The 16,359-nt window shown below is 44.7% G+C and carries 14 protein-coding genes and 1 pseudogene; 11 read left to right on the top strand and 4 right to left on the bottom strand.

The genetic code is table 11. The features are described 5' to 3' along the window. Positions 1–12 precede the first annotated feature (12 nt). The gene (purT, locus tag NXX38_RS20045) at positions 13–1,179 is read right to left on the bottom strand and encodes a formate-dependent phosphoribosylglycinamide formyltransferase (RefSeq protein WP_217723261.1); all 1,167 of its coding nucleotides are present in this window, start codon (positions 1,177–1,179) and stop codon (positions 13–15) included. A gap of 673 nt (positions 1,180–1,852) precedes the next feature. Between purT and atpD the strand changes: the two genes are divergently transcribed. From atpD to NXX38_RS19995, 10 genes are all read left to right on the top strand, one after another. Beyond that, positions 1,853–3,370 (top strand): F0F1 ATP synthase subunit beta, encoded by a 1,518-nt coding sequence (gene atpD, locus NXX38_RS20040; RefSeq protein ID WP_074557001.1) that lies wholly within the window; start codon positions 1,853–1,855, stop codon positions 3,368–3,370. Positions 3,371–3,382: 12 nt separating this feature from the next. Next, positions 3,383–3,628, top strand: coding sequence for an ATP synthase F1 subunit epsilon (gene atpC, locus NXX38_RS20035; protein WP_074557056.1), 246 nt, complete (start codon positions 3,383–3,385; stop codon positions 3,626–3,628). Positions 3,629–3,711: 83 nt separating this feature from the next. Beyond that, positions 3,712–4,146, top strand: a complete 435-nt coding sequence (locus NXX38_RS20030; RefSeq protein ID WP_258980824.1) for a hypothetical protein — start codon at positions 3,712–3,714, stop codon at positions 4,144–4,146. Continuing rightward, entirely contained in the window at positions 4,130–5,272 is a 1,143-nt protein-coding gene (atpB, locus tag NXX38_RS20025) for a F0F1 ATP synthase subunit A (protein WP_258980822.1), read from the top strand. Before NXX38_RS20030 ends, atpB begins: the two co-directional genes overlap by 17 nt. A 108-nt stretch (positions 5,273–5,380) precedes the next feature. Continuing rightward, on the top strand, positions 5,381–5,638 hold the full coding sequence (gene atpE / locus NXX38_RS20020) for an ATP synthase F0 subunit C (protein ID WP_004295758.1): 258 nt from the start codon (positions 5,381–5,383) through the stop codon (positions 5,636–5,638). A gap of 102 nt (positions 5,639–5,740) precedes the next feature. Continuing rightward, positions 5,741–6,244, top strand: a complete 504-nt coding sequence (gene atpF / locus NXX38_RS20015) for a F0F1 ATP synthase subunit B (protein WP_004295759.1) — start codon at positions 5,741–5,743, stop codon at positions 6,242–6,244. A 5-nt stretch (positions 6,245–6,249) separates the two neighbouring features. Then, positions 6,250–6,810 carry a F0F1 ATP synthase subunit delta gene (locus NXX38_RS20010; protein WP_148366925.1) on the top strand — a complete coding sequence of 187 codons (561 nt, stop codon included), beginning with the start codon at positions 6,250–6,252 and terminating at the stop codon, positions 6,808–6,810. Continuing rightward, positions 6,810–8,393 carry a F0F1 ATP synthase subunit alpha gene (gene atpA, locus NXX38_RS20005; RefSeq protein ID WP_148366924.1) on the top strand — a complete coding sequence of 528 codons (1,584 nt, stop codon included), beginning with the start codon at positions 6,810–6,812 and terminating at the stop codon, positions 8,391–8,393. The genes NXX38_RS20010 and atpA overlap by 1 nt, the downstream gene beginning before the upstream one ends. Before the next feature lie 39 nt (positions 8,394–8,432). Beyond that, complete coding sequence (locus tag NXX38_RS20000) at positions 8,433–9,344, top strand: F0F1 ATP synthase subunit gamma (RefSeq protein ID WP_217723235.1); 912 nt, start codon at positions 8,433–8,435, stop codon at positions 9,342–9,344. 860 nt (positions 9,345–10,204) lie between these two features. Next, entirely contained in the window at positions 10,205–12,802 is a 2,598-nt protein-coding gene (locus tag NXX38_RS19995; RefSeq protein ID WP_258980818.1) for a helix-turn-helix domain-containing protein, read from the top strand. A 28-nt stretch (positions 12,803–12,830) separates the two neighbouring features. On the opposite strand, the gene NXX38_RS19990 is transcribed toward NXX38_RS19995, so the two are convergent. From NXX38_RS19990 to NXX38_RS19980, 3 genes are all read right to left on the bottom strand, one after another. After that, entirely contained in the window at positions 12,831–13,451 is a 621-nt protein-coding gene (locus NXX38_RS19990; RefSeq protein WP_004295766.1) for a lysine exporter LysO family protein, read from the bottom strand. Further along, positions 13,448–13,726, bottom strand: a complete 279-nt coding sequence (locus NXX38_RS19985) for a LysO family transporter (RefSeq protein ID WP_004303461.1) — start codon at positions 13,724–13,726, stop codon at positions 13,448–13,450. The genes NXX38_RS19990 and NXX38_RS19985 overlap by 4 nt, the downstream gene beginning before the upstream one ends. A gap of 410 nt (positions 13,727–14,136) precedes the next feature. After that, complete coding sequence (locus tag NXX38_RS19980; RefSeq protein WP_258980816.1) at positions 14,137–15,048, bottom strand: SDR family oxidoreductase; 912 nt, start codon at positions 15,046–15,048, stop codon at positions 14,137–14,139. A gap of 138 nt (positions 15,049–15,186) precedes the next feature. Here NXX38_RS19980 and NXX38_RS19975 point away from each other — a divergent pair. Next, a pseudogene (locus NXX38_RS19975) lies at positions 15,187–16,357 on the top strand (RtcB family protein). Positions 16,358–16,359: the final 2 nt, after the last annotated feature.

Raw genomic sequence — 16,359 nt, 5'->3', positions numbered from 1 at the left:
GTTCTTTGGATTTTAATAAACCTCTACTTTCCCGGCAATTCTCTTTGCCTTATCACGCAGGGCATCCAAATCGGCATTCAGCGGAGCATAGCAAAGCACCACTCCCATACGGCGGTTGACGCGGGTAAACGGTTTGCCGAATATACGGAGGTAGGTGTCTTCTTCTTTCGTCACTTCTTCCAGTCCGCGATATTGAGGGCGTTCCTGACTGGCAATCGGGGAAAGGATCACAGCGCTTGCACCTATCCGTTCTTGTTTGATGCCGGGAATGGGCAGGCCGAGCACGGCACGTAAGTGGAGTTCGAACTCATTCAGGTTTTGTGTGCCCGCCAGTGTCACCATACCTGTGTCATGCGGACGCGGGGAAAGCTCGGAGAAATAGACTCCGTTTTCGTGGCTTAGGAAGAACTCAACTCCCCAAAGTCCTGCGCCTGTCAGTGCACGGGTTACTTTCTCGGCCATCTCTTCCGCTTCTTTTAAATGGGCGGGATCAATGTGTGCAGGTTGGAAACTTTCACGATAGTCGCCACCTTTCTGCACGTGTCCGATGGGAGGGCAGAAGAGGGTAGGACCGTTCTTTTGAGTAACGGTGAGCAGGGTGATTTCGCTGTCGAACTTGATAAATTCTTCAATGATAAGTTCGCGAATATCGCCACGGCTGCCGCTGCATCCGTATTCCCAAGCGTGTTCGAGTTCGTCGGCACTCTTCACGAGCGATTGTCCTTTGCCGGAAGAAGACATCAACGGCTTAACGACACAAGGGAAACCTATTTTATCGGCAGCTTCTTTCAGTTCTTCCAAGGTTTTGGCATAGAAATATTTGGCCGTTTTTAATCCGAGTTCTTTAGCGGCAAGGTCGCGGATGGCTTTGCGGTTCATGGTGAAGTTCACGGCACGGGCACTGGGAACTACCTGAATACCTTCTTTTTCGAAGTCGTATAAACGTTCTGTACGGATTGCTTCAATCTCCGGAACGATAATGTCCGGGCGGTGTTTCTTCACCACTCGTTCCAGTTCTTCACCGTTCAACATGTCGAATATTTCAAATTCATCGGCCACTTGCATAGCCGGTGCTCCCGCATAGGAGTCGCAAGCAATGATGTGCTGGCCTTTACGTTGAGCTGAAATTACAAATTCTTTTCCTAGTTCGCCGGAACCGAGTAATAGTATTTTCTTCATCATTTTGAGTGTTTTATATTAAGTGGTGCAAAATTACAGCAAAAAAATGAGATAATAATTGTATAGAGCGTTATTATATTGCTCTTTTATATAAATCGGGAAGTTTATAAAGATGGATGTGGGTCTTAACGCAGGAATACGGAATATGAAAGAATGAATAGTAGGAAAACAGGGAGTCTGACTTTAAACTTTCTTAAGGAAAGCATGGAAAAACCGTCTTTTCTGTGTTCGAACACAAAACTAGTTGCCTTTGCTACTATTTTCTGTTCTGGCTAATTCATTGATTTTAAACAGGGAGATAGGAAACTGGAGGAGATAATTTAGTTTATTGATAGTTTATTAGTACTAAACTTGTTTTGCTTTTAATTTATAGCAGAAAGCCGCCGGAATTGGTTAATCTGTAGTCTTTGTAGGTCTAATAAGTGTTATCGAACGACAAATAATGAAAAAGGAAGCACAACGACACGGAATTGTTTCTACATTTGCGCAGTTGTTTCTTTAACTATTTCTAAGGACAGAAGTTTATCGAATATAGAAAATAGTTGAACAAAAACTGAACTCAACTGTTTACTATAATAATGAAAATAGGTAAAACGCGAAAAATGTTCATTCCTTGTCATATTATAAAGTCAAAGGGAGAGAAAAGAATAATATAAATAAATTGAGATTGCTTATGTCACAGATTATCGGACATATCTCGCAGGTGATCGGCCCTGTGGTCGATGTGTACTTTGAAGGTACGGATGCAGAATTGGTGCTGCCAAGCATCCACGACGCGCTGGAGATAAAGAGGCCAAACGGCAAAATACTGGTTGTAGAAGTTCAGCAACATATCGGTGAAAATACGGTGCGTACCGTAGCGATGGATAGTACTGACGGACTTCAGAGAGGCATGAAAGTGTATCCCACCGGAGGCCCGATCACGATGCCGATTGGCGAACAGATTAAAGGAAGGCTGATGAACGTAGTCGGTGATTCAATCGACGGTATGAAAGGACTCGACCGTAAAGGTGCATATTCCATTCACCGAGAACCCCCTAAGTTTGAGGATTTGACAACTGTGCAAGAGGTGCTCTTCACAGGTATCAAGGTGATCGACCTGCTCGAACCGTATGCCAAAGGTGGTAAGATCGGTTTGTTCGGCGGCGCCGGTGTAGGAAAGACTGTATTGATTCAGGAACTTATCAATAATATCGCCAAGAAACATAACGGATTCTCTGTATTTGCCGGAGTAGGTGAACGTACCCGCGAAGGTAACGACTTGCTGCGCGAAATGATTGAATCCGGTGTAATCCGTTACGGCGAGGCATTCAAGGAAGGAATGGAGAAAGGTCATTGGGATCTTTCGAAAGTGGATTATAACGAACTGGAGAAATCGCAGGTGTCTCTGATTTTCGGTCAGATGAACGAGCCTCCGGGCGCACGTGCTTCTGTGGCATTGTCCGGACTGACGGTAGCGGAATCTTTCCGCGACGCAGGAAAAGAAGGTGAGAAACGCGATATCTTGTTCTTTATCGATAATATCTTCCGTTTCACACAAGCAGGTTCGGAAGTGTCCGCCCTTTTAGGACGTATGCCGTCCGCCGTTGGTTACCAGCCTACGCTGGCTACGGAAATGGGTGCGATGCAGGAACGTATCACGTCTACCCGCAAAGGTTCTATCACTTCCGTACAGGCGGTGTATGTGCCTGCCGATGACTTGACCGACCCGGCTCCTGCAACGACTTTCAGCCACTTGGACGCCACTACCGTACTTGATCGTAAGATTACGGAGCTGGGTATTTATCCGGCTGTAGACCCGTTGGCTTCTACGTCACGTATCCTCGATCCGCACATTGTTGGTCAGGAGCACTACGACGTAGCGCAGCAAGTGAAACAAATTCTGCAACGTAACAAGGAATTGCAGGACATTATTTCCATCCTCGGTATGGAAGAGCTTTCGGAAGAAGACAAGATGGTAGTGAACCGCGCCCGCCGTGTGCAGCGTTTCCTTTCGCAACCGTTTGCCGTAGCCGAACAGTTTACAGGCGTTCCGGGCGTGATGGTGGGCATCGAAGACACTATCAAGGGATTCAAGATGATTCTGGAAGGAGAAGTGGATTATCTTCCCGAACAGGCTTTCTTGAATGTCGGAACCATTGAGGAGGCAATAGAGAAAGGTAAGAAATTGCTGGAACAGGCAAAAAAATAAAAAGATAGCATGATGAAAGAACTGCATTTGAGTATAGTATCGCCCGAAAAGAGCATATTCGACGGAAATGTGAAGATTGTCACATTGCCGGGAATGATCGGTTCGTTTTCTATTCTCCCCGGGCATGCGCCCATTGTTTCGTCGTTGAAAGAGGGAACGTTGAGTTACACGACGATGGACGGAGAAGAGCACACGATGGATATTCAGGGCGGTTTTGTCGAAATGAGTGACGGTACGGTTTCCGCGTGTGTTTCCTGACGGAAGTTCCCCACCGGCACAAAGACTAAATATCAAAAGTGTGAAAAAAACGAGATTATAACTTTACAGAAAAACACAGTAACATGGTGAATATAAGTAAAACTAAACGGAATTTTATTTTTTTGCATACCTTATTTGCAGTAATAAGTGCGGCACTCGGAGCTGTCATTCTACACTTCGCTTTGCCAGGACATTATTTCGGAGGGTATCCGTTTATTCCGGTCTATTTTTACTTCTTTGGTCTGTTTAGCATCTATATGTTCGACGCTTGCCGCCGGCATGCTCCACAGAGATTGTTACTGTTGTATCTGGCAATAAAGATGATAAAAATGATTCTATCGCTGATTCTGGTATTGATTTATTGTCTTGCCGTTCGCGAAGAAGCCAGAGCCTTTCTGCTGACGTTTATCTCGTTCTATTTGATATATCTGGTATTCGAAACCTGGTTCTTCTTCTCTTTTGAGTTGAATCAGAAACGGAAAAAGAAAAATAAGAAGAAAAATGAAACAGTTGCATAACATAGTAGCTCCGTTAATTCTGTTCTGCCTCATGGCAGTGGTCAGCTTGCCGGTTCCTGCACAGGAGCAGGAGGGGGAAGCGGTGTCACAACAGACGCAGGACGAGATTACTCCGAAAGAGGAACAGGAGAACACGGTGGATGTGAAAGAAATTGTGTTCGGTCATATCGGAGACTCCTACGAATGGCATATCACAACGTGGGGTAACACGCACATTACTATACCATTACCTATCATTGTTTATAGTAGCACTACAGGTTGGCACACGTTCCTTTCTTCCCGTCTCGAAGAGAATGGAGATACTTATGAAGGACTTTCCATCGCTCCTGAAGGAAGCAAGTACGAGGGCAAACTGGTAGAGTATAATGCGGCAGGCGAACAGGTTCGCCCGTGGGATATTTCCATCACAAAAGTGACGTTTGCTTTGCTGTTCAACAGCGTGTTGTTGCTCGTTATCGTATTGAGCGTGTCACACTGGTACAGAAAACGCCCGCAAGGAGCGAAAGCGCCGGGAGGATTTATCGGATTCATGGAGATGTTTATCATGATGGTGAACGACGATATTATCAAGAGTTGTGTAGGACCCAACTACCGGAAGTTTGCACCGTATCTGTTGACAGCGTTCTTTTTCATCTTTATCAATAACATGATGGGATTGATTCCGTTCTTTCCCGGAGGGGCGAACGTGACGGGAAATATCGCTATCACTATGGTGCTTGCAGTCTGCACGTTTCTGGCAGTGAATATCTTCGGTACGAAACATTATTGGAAGGATATTTTCTGGCCCGATGTGCCCTGGTGGTTGAAAGTGCCTATACCGATGATGCCGTTCATCGAGTTCTTCGGAATCTTTACGAAACCGTTTGCTTTGATGATCCGTCTTTTTGCCAATATGCTGGCAGGACACATGGCGATGCTGGTGCTCACCTGCCTGATCTTTATCTCGGCAAGCATGGGGCCTGCACTGAACGGCACGCTGACGGTGGCATCCGTATTGTTCAACATCTTTATGAATGCGCTTGAGTTGTTGGTTGCTTTCATCCAGGCTTACGTATTTACGATGTTGTCGGCAGTGTTTATCGGACTGGCACAGGAAGGTGCCAAAGTGAAAACAGAAGAAGATTGAAATGAAACGCGGTGAAAACGTCGATAAAAAAGATACGGAATAGACGCGCGGAATGAATGATTAAATAATAAACAAGAGAAAATATAAACCATTTTAAAACTGAAAATTATGTTACTATCAGTATTGTTACAAGCCACTGCAGCAGCAGTAGGAGTTAGTAAATTAGGTGCAGCTATCGGTGCAGGTCTTGCAGTAATCGGAGCTGGTTTGGGTATTGGTAAGATCGGTGGTTCGGCAATGGAAGCAATCGCACGCCAGCCGGAAGCATCAGGGGACATCCGTATGAATATGATTATCGCTGCCGCCTTGATTGAAGGTGTGGCTTTGTTGGCGGTAGTAGTTTGTCTGTTGGTGTTCTTCCTCTAATCAGGCATATAACAAGCGAATTTCGCAGGCGTGAGCCATGTTTCAAATCATGATCAGCCGCGAAATCGTAAATTGTAAATCGTAAAATCGTAAATAAAGATTATGTCATTACTATTACCTGATAGTGGCCTGCTGTTCTGGATGTTTCTCTCATTCGGGATTGTGTTCGTGATATTGGCGAAATACGGCTTCCCCGTCATCATCAAGATGGTGGAGGGTCGCAAGACTTATATCGACCAGTCTTTGGAGGTGGCGAGAGAAGCTAATGCCCAGTTGTCTAAACTGAAAGAAGAAGGCGACGCATTGGTGGCAGCTGCCAACAAAGAACAAGGACGCATCTTGAGGGAAGCAATGGAAGAACGTGACAAGATTGTTCACGAGGCCCGTAAACAAGCCGAAATTGCCGCACAAAAAGAACTGGATGCGGTGAAACAACAAATCCAGATAGAGAAAGACGAAGCCATCCGCGACATCCGTCGCCAGGTAGCCGTGCTTTCTGTGGACATCGCCGAGAAAGTGCTCCGCAAGAGTCTTGAGGACAAGGAAGCACAGATGGGTATGATCGACCGTATGCTGGATGAAGTACTAACCCCGAATAAGAACTAAGGAAGATGGAAGTCGGAATACTCTCAATGCGTTATGCGAAAGCCATCATTGAATACGCACAGGAAAAAGGTATGGAGGATAGGTTGTATCAGGAGTTTTTGACTCTGTCACACAGCTTTTGTGAACTGCCCGGTCTGCGTGAAGCGCTTGATAATCCTGTCATCTCATTCAAGGAGAAGTTGGCGTTAGTCTGCACAGCTGCCGATGGTGACGGAAAATCGACCAGAGAGTTTGTCCGTTTTATCACTTTGGTACTGCGCAACAGGCGTGAAGGCTATCTGCAATTTATCAGCCTGATGTATCTGGATCTTTACCGGAAACTGAAGCACATCGGAATAGGCAAGTTGATTACAGCCGTTCCTGTCAATAAGGAAACGGAAAGCCGGATCCGCTCTGCGGCAGAGCATATCTTGCATGCCCAGATGGAACTGGAAACGGTGGTAGATCCCTCTATTGAAGGCGGATTTATCTTCGATGTCAACGACTACCGGCTGGATGCAAGTGTTGCCACGCAGTTGAAGCGAGTGAAACAACAATTTATTGATAAGAATAGGAGAATTGTATAATGTCTGAAAATATAAAAGTAAGCGAAGTATCTGATATATTGCGCAAGCAGCTCGAAGGAATCAACGCTAATGTGCAACTTGACGAAATTGGTACGGTGCTCCAGGTGAGCGACGGCGTAGTGCGTATCTATGGACTGCGGAATGCCGAAGCCAATGAATTGCTGGAGTTTGACAATGGTATCAAAGCAATTGTGATGAACCTCGAAGAGGACAACGTGGGAGCTGTACTGTTGGGGCCGACGGACAAGATCAAGGAGGGATTTGTTGTAAAGCGTACCAAACGTATCGCCTCCATCCGTGTAGGAGAGAGTATGCTGGGACGTGTGATCGACCCGTTGGGCGAACCGCTCGATGGCAAAGGATTGATCGGCGGCGAACTGTATGATATGCCATTGGAACGGAAAGCTCCGGGGGTAATCTACCGTCAGCCTGTGAACCAACCGTTGCAGACGGGATTGAAGGCGGTAGACGCCATGATTCCTATCGGTCGCGGACAGCGTGAGTTGATTATCGGCGACCGTCAGACGGGAAAGACTGCCATCGCTATTGATACGATTATCAACCAGCGCAGTAACTTCCTGGCAGGTGATCCTGTATATTGTATTTATGTGGCTATCGGTCAGAAGGGTTCTACCGTTGCTTCTATCGTTAATACGCTTCGTGAGTACGGAGCACTGGACTACACGATTGTGGTGGCTGCTACGGCTGGTGATCCGGCTGCATTGCAGTATTATGCTCCTTTTGCGGGTGCTGCCATTGGCGAGTATTTCCGTGATACCGGTCGTCATGCATTGGTGGTTTATGATGACCTTTCCAAGCAGGCGGTAGCTTATCGTGAGGTTTCTCTGATTCTCCGCCGTCCGTCTGGTCGTGAGGCTTATCCGGGTGATATCTTCTATCTGCACTCCCGTCTGTTGGAACGTGCTGCCAAGATTATCAGCCAGGAGGAAGTGGCTCGCGAAATGAACGACCTTCCGGAAAGTCTGAAGGGTATTGTCAAAGGTGGTGGTTCGCTTACGGCATTGCCTATTATCGAAACGCAAGCTGGTGACGTATCGGCTTATATCCCGACGAACGTGATTTCTATCACTGACGGACAGATATTCCTCGAAACTGACTTGTTCAACCAGGGTACGCGTCCGGCTATCAACGTCGGTATCTCTGTATCCCGTGTAGGTGGTAACGCGCAGATTAAGGCCATGAAGAAAGTGGCGGGAACATTGAAGATCGACCAGGCACAGTATCGTGAACTGGAAGCGTTCTCCAAGTTCAGCAGCGACATGGACCCGATTACCGCATTGACCATTGATAAGGGACGTAAGAACGGCCAGCTGTTGATTCAGCCTCAATACAGTCCGATGCCCGTAGAGCAGCAGATTGCTATCCTCTACTGTGGTACACACGGACTGCTCCACGATGTTCCCTTGGATAAGGTGCAGGACTTTGAACGTAGCTTCATCGAATCTCTGCAACTGAATCATCAGGAGGATGTACTGGATGTATTGAAAACGGGTGTGATTGACGATAAGGTGACCAAGGCTATCGAAGAGACTGCCGCCATGGTTGCTAAACAATTTATCTGATCGCCTTTAATTTTTAATTATTAATTTTTAATTATCACTATGGCTTCACTGAAAGAAGTAAAAACCAGAATAAATTCGGTCAAGAGTACCCGAAAAATCACTTCAGCAATGAAGATGGTGGCTTCTGCCAAATTACATAAGGCACAAGGAGCCATTGAGAATATGCTGCCTTATCAGAAGAAGTTGAACAAGATTCTGACTAACTTCCTAAGCGCGGACCTGCCTATCGAATCTCCTTATGTGCAGGAGCGTGAAGTGAAGCGTGTAGCAATCGTTGTTTTTTCTTCGAACACTTCTCTTTGTGGTGCTTTCAACGCCAACGTCATCAAAATGATGATGCAGACTATCGGGGAATTCCGTACTTTAGGACAGGATAATATCTTGATATTTCCGGTAGGCAAGAAAGTGGATGAAGCTGCCAAACGGATGGGTTTCAAACCGCAGGAGGTTTCTCCGACGCTCTCCGATAAACCGACGTATCAGGAGGCTGCCGAACTGGCTCACCGACTGATGGATATGTATGTGGCAGGCGAGGTAGACCGTGTGGAAATAATCTATCATCACTTCAAATCAATGGGGATACAGATTCTTCTCCGTGAGACGTATCTTCCTATTAATCTGACGAATGTGGTTGGCGAAGAGGACGGGAACAAGGAGGGAAACAGAGGTAAGGAAGATATACAGGAGAACGAAATTGCTAATGATTATATCATCGAGCCAAACGCGGAAGAATTAATCGCCAGTTTAATCCCAACTGTATTGAGCCAGAAGATTTTTACTGCTGCTGTCGACTCCAATGCATCGGAACACGCTGCACGTACGCTAGCTATGCAAGTGGCTACGGACAATGCAAACGAGCTGATTCAGGATTTGACGAAGCAGTATAATAAGAGCCGGCAGCAGGCGATTACAAACGAATTGCTGGATATTGTGGGGGGCTCCATGAAGTAATCTTCTTTCTTTTGTCTTGAAACAAAAGAAAGAAGCAAAGAAAAATTCAAGGCTGACTTTTTTCTCCCTACTTCGCTTCCTTCACTTCGCTAAAGGGCAGAAACTCGCTACGCTCAAACAGTCTGCCCTTCTTAACGCTCCGTTACGGGCGCTCGCCTGACGGAGAAAAAAGTAGGCCGGGGAACCTGGCGGGGTGGGGTGCAGGATAGGTATTGCAGGATGTAGGGTAGGTTTGTGGGGAAGCTGTTTTGGAGGAGTTTGCGGGGAAGACGCGCGATATGTTTGGTATTGTTTTGGTGAGTCGCTGTTATATCGTTTGTAATTTTATTATATATTGTTCTGCTTTGCTATATTAAGTCGTATAACGTCTGCGGCTTTTATATAGCAAAGCTTTTTTATAAGGGGGAATCTTTCATAAGTCTCTTTATATTACTAGGGTTATATTGGTTATCATTCTATTAGCTTTTTATTCTATTAAGCTTTTCATTTGGGACTTTAGCTACATTCACTTTCATTTTGTTAAGTCTTTATTCTATAAATCCTTTTTGCTATATTAGTTTTATTCTATATTCCTCTCTTATATAGTGAGTTTTTAGTAAATAAAGTTTTCCACATTGTAAGGTTTTCACGCCGCAGGTCTTCCGGCCTCGTTTTTCCGGCGTCAAGCGCAGGTGCTTTCTCCGGCGTTAAAAAGGGCAGACTGTTTGAGCGTAGCGAGTTTCTGCCCTTTTTAACGCCGGAGGAAGCACCGGAGTAGCCGGAAAAACGCAGCCTTGATTCTTTCTTTTTGGTTCTTTTTCTTTCGTATCAAGACGAAAGAAAAAGAATATTCAGTAACTTTACCGAAAATTGTAAAAAGCATGGAAAATAATCCGGAACTGCAGCTTGCTTGGCAGTTCATTGAAAATACAGGCACACATTTATTTCTTACCGGAAAAGCAGGAACCGGGAAAACGACATTTCTTAGACGATTGAAAGAACATACTCCCAAGCGCATGGTCGTATTGGCTCCGACAGGGATTGCAGCCATCAATGCGGGAGGCGTAACGATTCATTCTTTCTTTCAGTTGTCTTTTGCTCCTTTTGTGCCCGAAACCACCTTTAATTCTTCCCAGACGCATTATCGTTACAGTAAAGAAAAGCGGAATATTATCCGTAGTATGGATTTGCTGGTTATTGATGAGATCAGTATGGTACGTGCCGATTTGTTGGATGCGGTGGATGCAACTCTGCGGAGGTATCGCGATAGAGAGAAACCTTTTGGTGGGGTGCAACTGTTGATGATTGGCGATTTGCAACAGTTGGCGCCTGTCGTGAAAGATAATGAGTGGGAGTTGTTGAGAAAGCATTATGAGACTCCTTATTTCTTTGCAAGTCATGCCTTGAAAGAAACGGCATATATGACGATTGAACTCAAGAAAGTATATCGTCAGAGTGACACGTTCTTCCTTTCCTTATTAAATAAAATCCGGGAGAATAAGGCGGATGATGAAGTGTTGAATGAATTGAACCGTCGTTATCAGCCCGGCTTTCAGCCGCAAAAAGAAGAGGGATATATTCGTCTGACGACGCATAATAATCAGGCACAAAGGGTTAATGATCGCGAACTGGCATCGTTGCCCGGCAAGGCGTATCATTTTAGTGCCGAGATAGAGGGGGATTTTCCTGAATATTCGTATCCTGCGGATAAACTTCTGACAATTAAGGAAGGAGCACAGATTATGTTCCTGAAGAATGATCCATCGTCCGAGAAACGGTATTATAACGGTATGATTGGTGAGGTGGTAGCGGTTAATGAAACGGGTATTGTGGTGCGTGGTAAGGGAGACAGATCCGAATTTCAGTTGTTGCCGGAAGAGTGGGGGAATTATAAGTATGTGTTGAATGAGGAGACGAAGGAAATCACTGAAGTGATAGAAGGGACGTTCCGCCAGTATCCTATTCGTTTGGCGTGGGCTATTACAATACATAAGAGTCAGGGTTTGACGTTTGAACGTGCCATTATTGATGCACGGAATTCCTTTGCGCATGGGCAGACTTATGTGGCTTTGAGTCGTTGCAAGACGTTGGAGGGTATGGTGTTGGAGTCTCCTTTGCGCAGGGAAGCCATAATAAGTGATGCTACGGTGGATAATTTCACCAAAGCGGTGGAGCAGAATAAGCCGGGCAGCCAGCAGTTGAATGATATGCAAAAGGCGTATTTCTTTGATTTGTTGAGTGATTTGTTTAATTTCTATTCGATCGATCAGGCTTATAAACGGTTGCTTCGTCTTATGGATGAGGATTTGTATAAGCTCTTTCCGAAGCAGTTGGCTGAATATAAGGCGTTGGCTCCCCATGTTAAAGAGAAGATTGTGGAGGTGTCCCAACGTTTCCGCAATCAGTATACCCGGTTGATACATGAGAGTGAAGATTATGCGACGAATCAGGAATTACAGGAGCGGATTCGTTCCGGTGCCGGATATTTTCATAAAGAGTTGGAACCGGTTCGGGCTTTGTACAATAAGACTAATATGCCTCTTGATAATAAAGAGTTGAGAAAGCTGTTGGCAGAGCGTATGCAGGCGCTGGATGATGCGTTGTGGATTAAAGAGTCTCTGTTGGAAGCTGTGTCTACAAGAGGGAGGTTTGCTATTACGGATTATTTGAAGTTGAAGGCTAAAGTAATGTTGAGCCTTGAAGATGATTCTACGTCTTCCGGTTCTTCGAAGGCTTTGAAGGAGAAGAAAGAACGTAAGGAACGGAAAGAGCGTACACGCAGTGCTGAAAAGGTAAAGGTGGAGGTTCCTACGGATATTCTGCATCCGGAGCTTTATCGTGCCCTGTCTGAATGGAGAACAGCCAAAACAAGGGAGATGAATGTTCCTGCTTATGTGATTATGCAACAGAAAGCATTGATGGGAATTGTGAATCTGCTACCGGATAGTCCAAGAGCTTTGGAGGCGATACCTTATTTTGGAGCGAAAGGAGTAGAGAGATACGGGCTTGAGATTCTCGGTATTATCCGCAAGTATATGGCGGAGAATCAATTGGAGAGGCCGGAGATAACGGATCTGTTAATCTCCTCCGGTAATAGCGATGATACGGTAAGGCAACGAAAGACGAAACTGCAGAAAGAGGCAGAGAAACAGGAGAAAGAGGCGGAGAAGGAGAAAAAGAAGGAGGCGAAGAAAGATACGAAGTTGGTTAGCTATGAAATGTTCCGTCAGGGAATGAATATAGATGAAATAGCCAAGGCTCGTGAGTTGGTATCCGGAACCATTGCCGGACATCTGGAGCATTATGTCCGTTCGGGAAAGATCAAAGTAGAGCAGGTGGTGAAAGCTGAAAATATAGCGAAGATTCGCAAGTATTTGGATGAACATGAATATATGGGAATATTCGCTATAAAGGTAGCATTAGGAGACGCTGTCTCCTATGCTGATATAAAGTTTGTATTGGCTGTTTCCGGGCATTAATAAATAAGGTTATTATTCCCGGACAGGGTTAAAGATTACAGAAGAAAGAAACGAAAACGGGAACGCTGATGTCAATCAGAATGCCGTGCAGGATGGCGATGGGAATCATTTCTTTTCCTGAATATCTGGTGATGGAAGGCAGCAGTACATCCATCGAGTTGACTCCTGCTGCTGAAATAGGAGCGAGTTTCCCGAAGTACTTCTTGATGATCGGAGTACCAAGAAGTGCCATCATCTCACGGAAAATATTAGTCAGCAGGGCAATGGTTCCCAGTTCCGTAGCCAGTTGCAGTCCGATGGAGGGTTCTTTGAACTGGGTGATAAGGATGGAAGAGAGTGAATAGTAGGCAAATCCACTTCCCACTGCCATACAGTCGAACACGCTCCATTGACGCAATAGCAAACTTGCCAGGGCGGAGAATAACAGCGTACCGATAATCGTTCCCAATGGAATCAGCAACATTTTAGGGTGCAAATGTGAAACAATGGCTTTCAGGTTCTTATTGGAACCGATGCTGATTCCTACTTGTAGCATTAATGCATAAAGTATGTACATGGAAACTGTGTGTGTATCAAACTCGAACTTATTGAAAGCTCCCATGATACAGCCTACACAAAAGAATACTATAACGATCAGACTTCCTTTCATTGTTCGCCTCCTTTCCTGAAAAATAATTGTAGTACCAAACGGGCAGCAATCAGGCTTCCCAATACACCAGACACAGCAAGAACAATGGCTTGCCATCCGAACTTACCAAGATTGTTCACAATCAGACTATTAGAACCGATAGATACACCGAGAATAAAGAGCAACAGGAATATTGTAAGAGAAATTGTCTTTTCTGTCTTCTGTAGAATACTCCAGTTACGCAATACATAGCCGATGCCGATTCCTAAAAACATGGTAGATATAATAGAGAACATAATTGTATATATTTTGGGTTAGGTTAAACTGATGATTGACAACACACAAAGGAATTTTCAAAGAAGATGTTACATCTACTTGAAAATCAGAAAGGAATACTGCTGTGACTAACAAAACAAGTCAGCAGGTAGTTCCTGTAAAGAAATAGTTGGGAAATTTAGATGAATCCACTGAACCAATGCACATGCACGCAACAGGACTTACAGAAAATTGGTATTCCTGCAAGAAAAAGAGTAGCGTTATGTAATTGTAATGTTTGATTCATCATTGGTCTTTTTTGAATTTGGTGCAAAGATAGTTATTTATTGCATATTTTCAAAATAAATATGCAATAAATGAAGAGAAAGAGAGAAAGGAATATCCTGAACGAGATAGATGGTTGTAAAAAGTTGGTTATGTGCTCTTTCCCTTATAGATTATCCCAGTTCGTAAGAATCTCTTTTAACTTTTTGGGCCTGTATCCAAGCATTGTCCGGGCTTTATCAATACTCATGCCACTGAAGCGGGGACGGGGAGTGCTTTCATTCATTTCTTCTGTGGTGGCAGGATGGATAAGAGAACGGTCGAGTTTCATATAATCTGCTATCTGATAGGCAATCTCTGCAATGGTCATACATTCATCTCCACAGATGTGGAAGATGCCATTCGTCGTATGTTCTATTAAACGTAGCACTCCATCCGAAACGTCTCCAACATAGGTTGGTGTCCGCCATTGATCGGACACGACACGTATTTCTTGTCCGGCTTTCAAACGGTTCATTACCAGCTGCACAATATTACCGTGTTGTCCCGGCAGTGCCTTGCCATAAACAATTTCTACACGGACAATGGCATAGCTGCTGCAAGTTTCTGCCACTCTCTCTTCTCCTTTCCATTTGGTATATCCGTAATAGTTGACCGGAGCAGGGAGATCTTCTTCTGTGTATAACAGTCCGGCAGCTTTGTTTATCTTTCCATCAAAAACAAAGTCAGTAGATAAATGAATGAACCGGCTTTTGTATTCTTCGCATAAATCAGCCAGTTGGCCTACTGCAGTAACATTGGTAAGATAGGCTTCTTCGTGATGCGTTTCGCAATAGTCCGGCACGGACAGGGCGGAGCAATTAATGACTACATCGGGTTGAACCTCTTTGAAGAGACGCTTAACGTCCGCTTCATTCTGTATATCTGTTTCGACGAAACGATAATCCTCCGCGTTATTGGGAAGAATATCCGGATGCAGGGAGCAGCCCGTTACCTTATATTGTTTACAAGCAGACAAATCGTTTAAAATCTGGCGTCCGGTGAATCCGTTGGCACCGATAATTAATATCTTCTTCATTAGGTTCTATATATAGATGTTATAGATTATTTCTACAAAAATAAATAATAATATCAACTGCGCAAATAGATTTCGTACTTCCCTTCTTACTTTGCTCCCGATAACGAAATTTATATGAATTGATAAAAGAAAAGATGTATGGAAAAAGTAATTATGGGAACACGTTTACCCGCTAAACTTTGGTTGGATGAAGTAGAGGACTCTTGTATGTCGCAGATCATGGATTTGACTTCACTGCCTTTTGCATTTAAACATATTGCCATCATGCCTGATGCCCATGCGGGAAAAGGAATGCCTATTGGTGGTGTGTTGGCTACCAAAGGCGTGATTGTTCCCAATGCTGTGGGAGTGGATATCGGTTGTGGTATGTGTGCGATTAAAACGAATCTAAAAGCGGAAGATTTTAGTTATACGGATTTGACTTCCATTATGTCGAAGATTCGTGCAGTTATTCCTTTGGGATTCGATCATCAGAATAAAAAGCAGGATCAGGAATTGCTTCCGCAAGGATTCGACATTGAAGAGATGCCTGTTTTGAAGAATCAGTACGAGGCTTGTTTGAAGCAGATAGGGAACCTTGGGAGGAGGAAATCACTTTATTGAGATTCAGAAAGATACAGAGACATCTGACGTCTGGGTGATGATTCATTCCGGAAGCCGTAACATTGGTTTGAAGGTTGCCAATCACTATAATAAGGTTGCACAGTATTGGAATGAGAAATGGTATTCTGCAATGGTACCGGGACTGGCTTACCTGCCAATGGAGACACAGATGGCAAAGGATTATTTCCGTGAAATGAATTATTGTGTGGCTTTTGCCTTTGCCAACCGTCAGTTGATGATGAACCGTATCTGTGAATCTATCCTAGCGGTGAAACCTGAAACAGACTTTGAACCTATGATTAATATTGCCCATAACTATGCCGCTTGGGAGAATCACTTCGATCAGGATGTGATTGTACACCGAAAAGGTGCTACGCGTGCCTATGAGGGTGAGATCGGTATTATCCCCGGATCTATGGGTACTAAATCCTATATTGTTGAGGGACTGGGTAATCCGGAGAGTTTCAAAAGCTGTTCGCATGGTGCAGGTCGATTAATGGGAAGAAAGGATGCCTGTCGCCGTTTGTCACTGGATGAAGAGAAGGAAAGAATGGATCAGCAAGGTATCATTCACGGACTTCGTTCGCAGAACGAACTGGATGAAGCACCGGGAGCTTATAAAGATATTGCGCAAGTGATAGCGAATGAGCGGGACTTGGTGAAACCGTTGGTAGAGCTGGCTCCAATGGCAGTGATTAAGGGATAATG

This window comes from Bacteroides sp. BFG-637 (assembly GCF_024793605.1).
Lineage (GTDB): Bacteria > Bacteroidota > Bacteroidia > Bacteroidales > Bacteroidaceae > Bacteroides > Bacteroides vicugnae.
The sequence above is the reverse complement of the archived record's forward strand: the minus strand, read 5'-3'. Positions and strand labels throughout refer to the sequence as shown.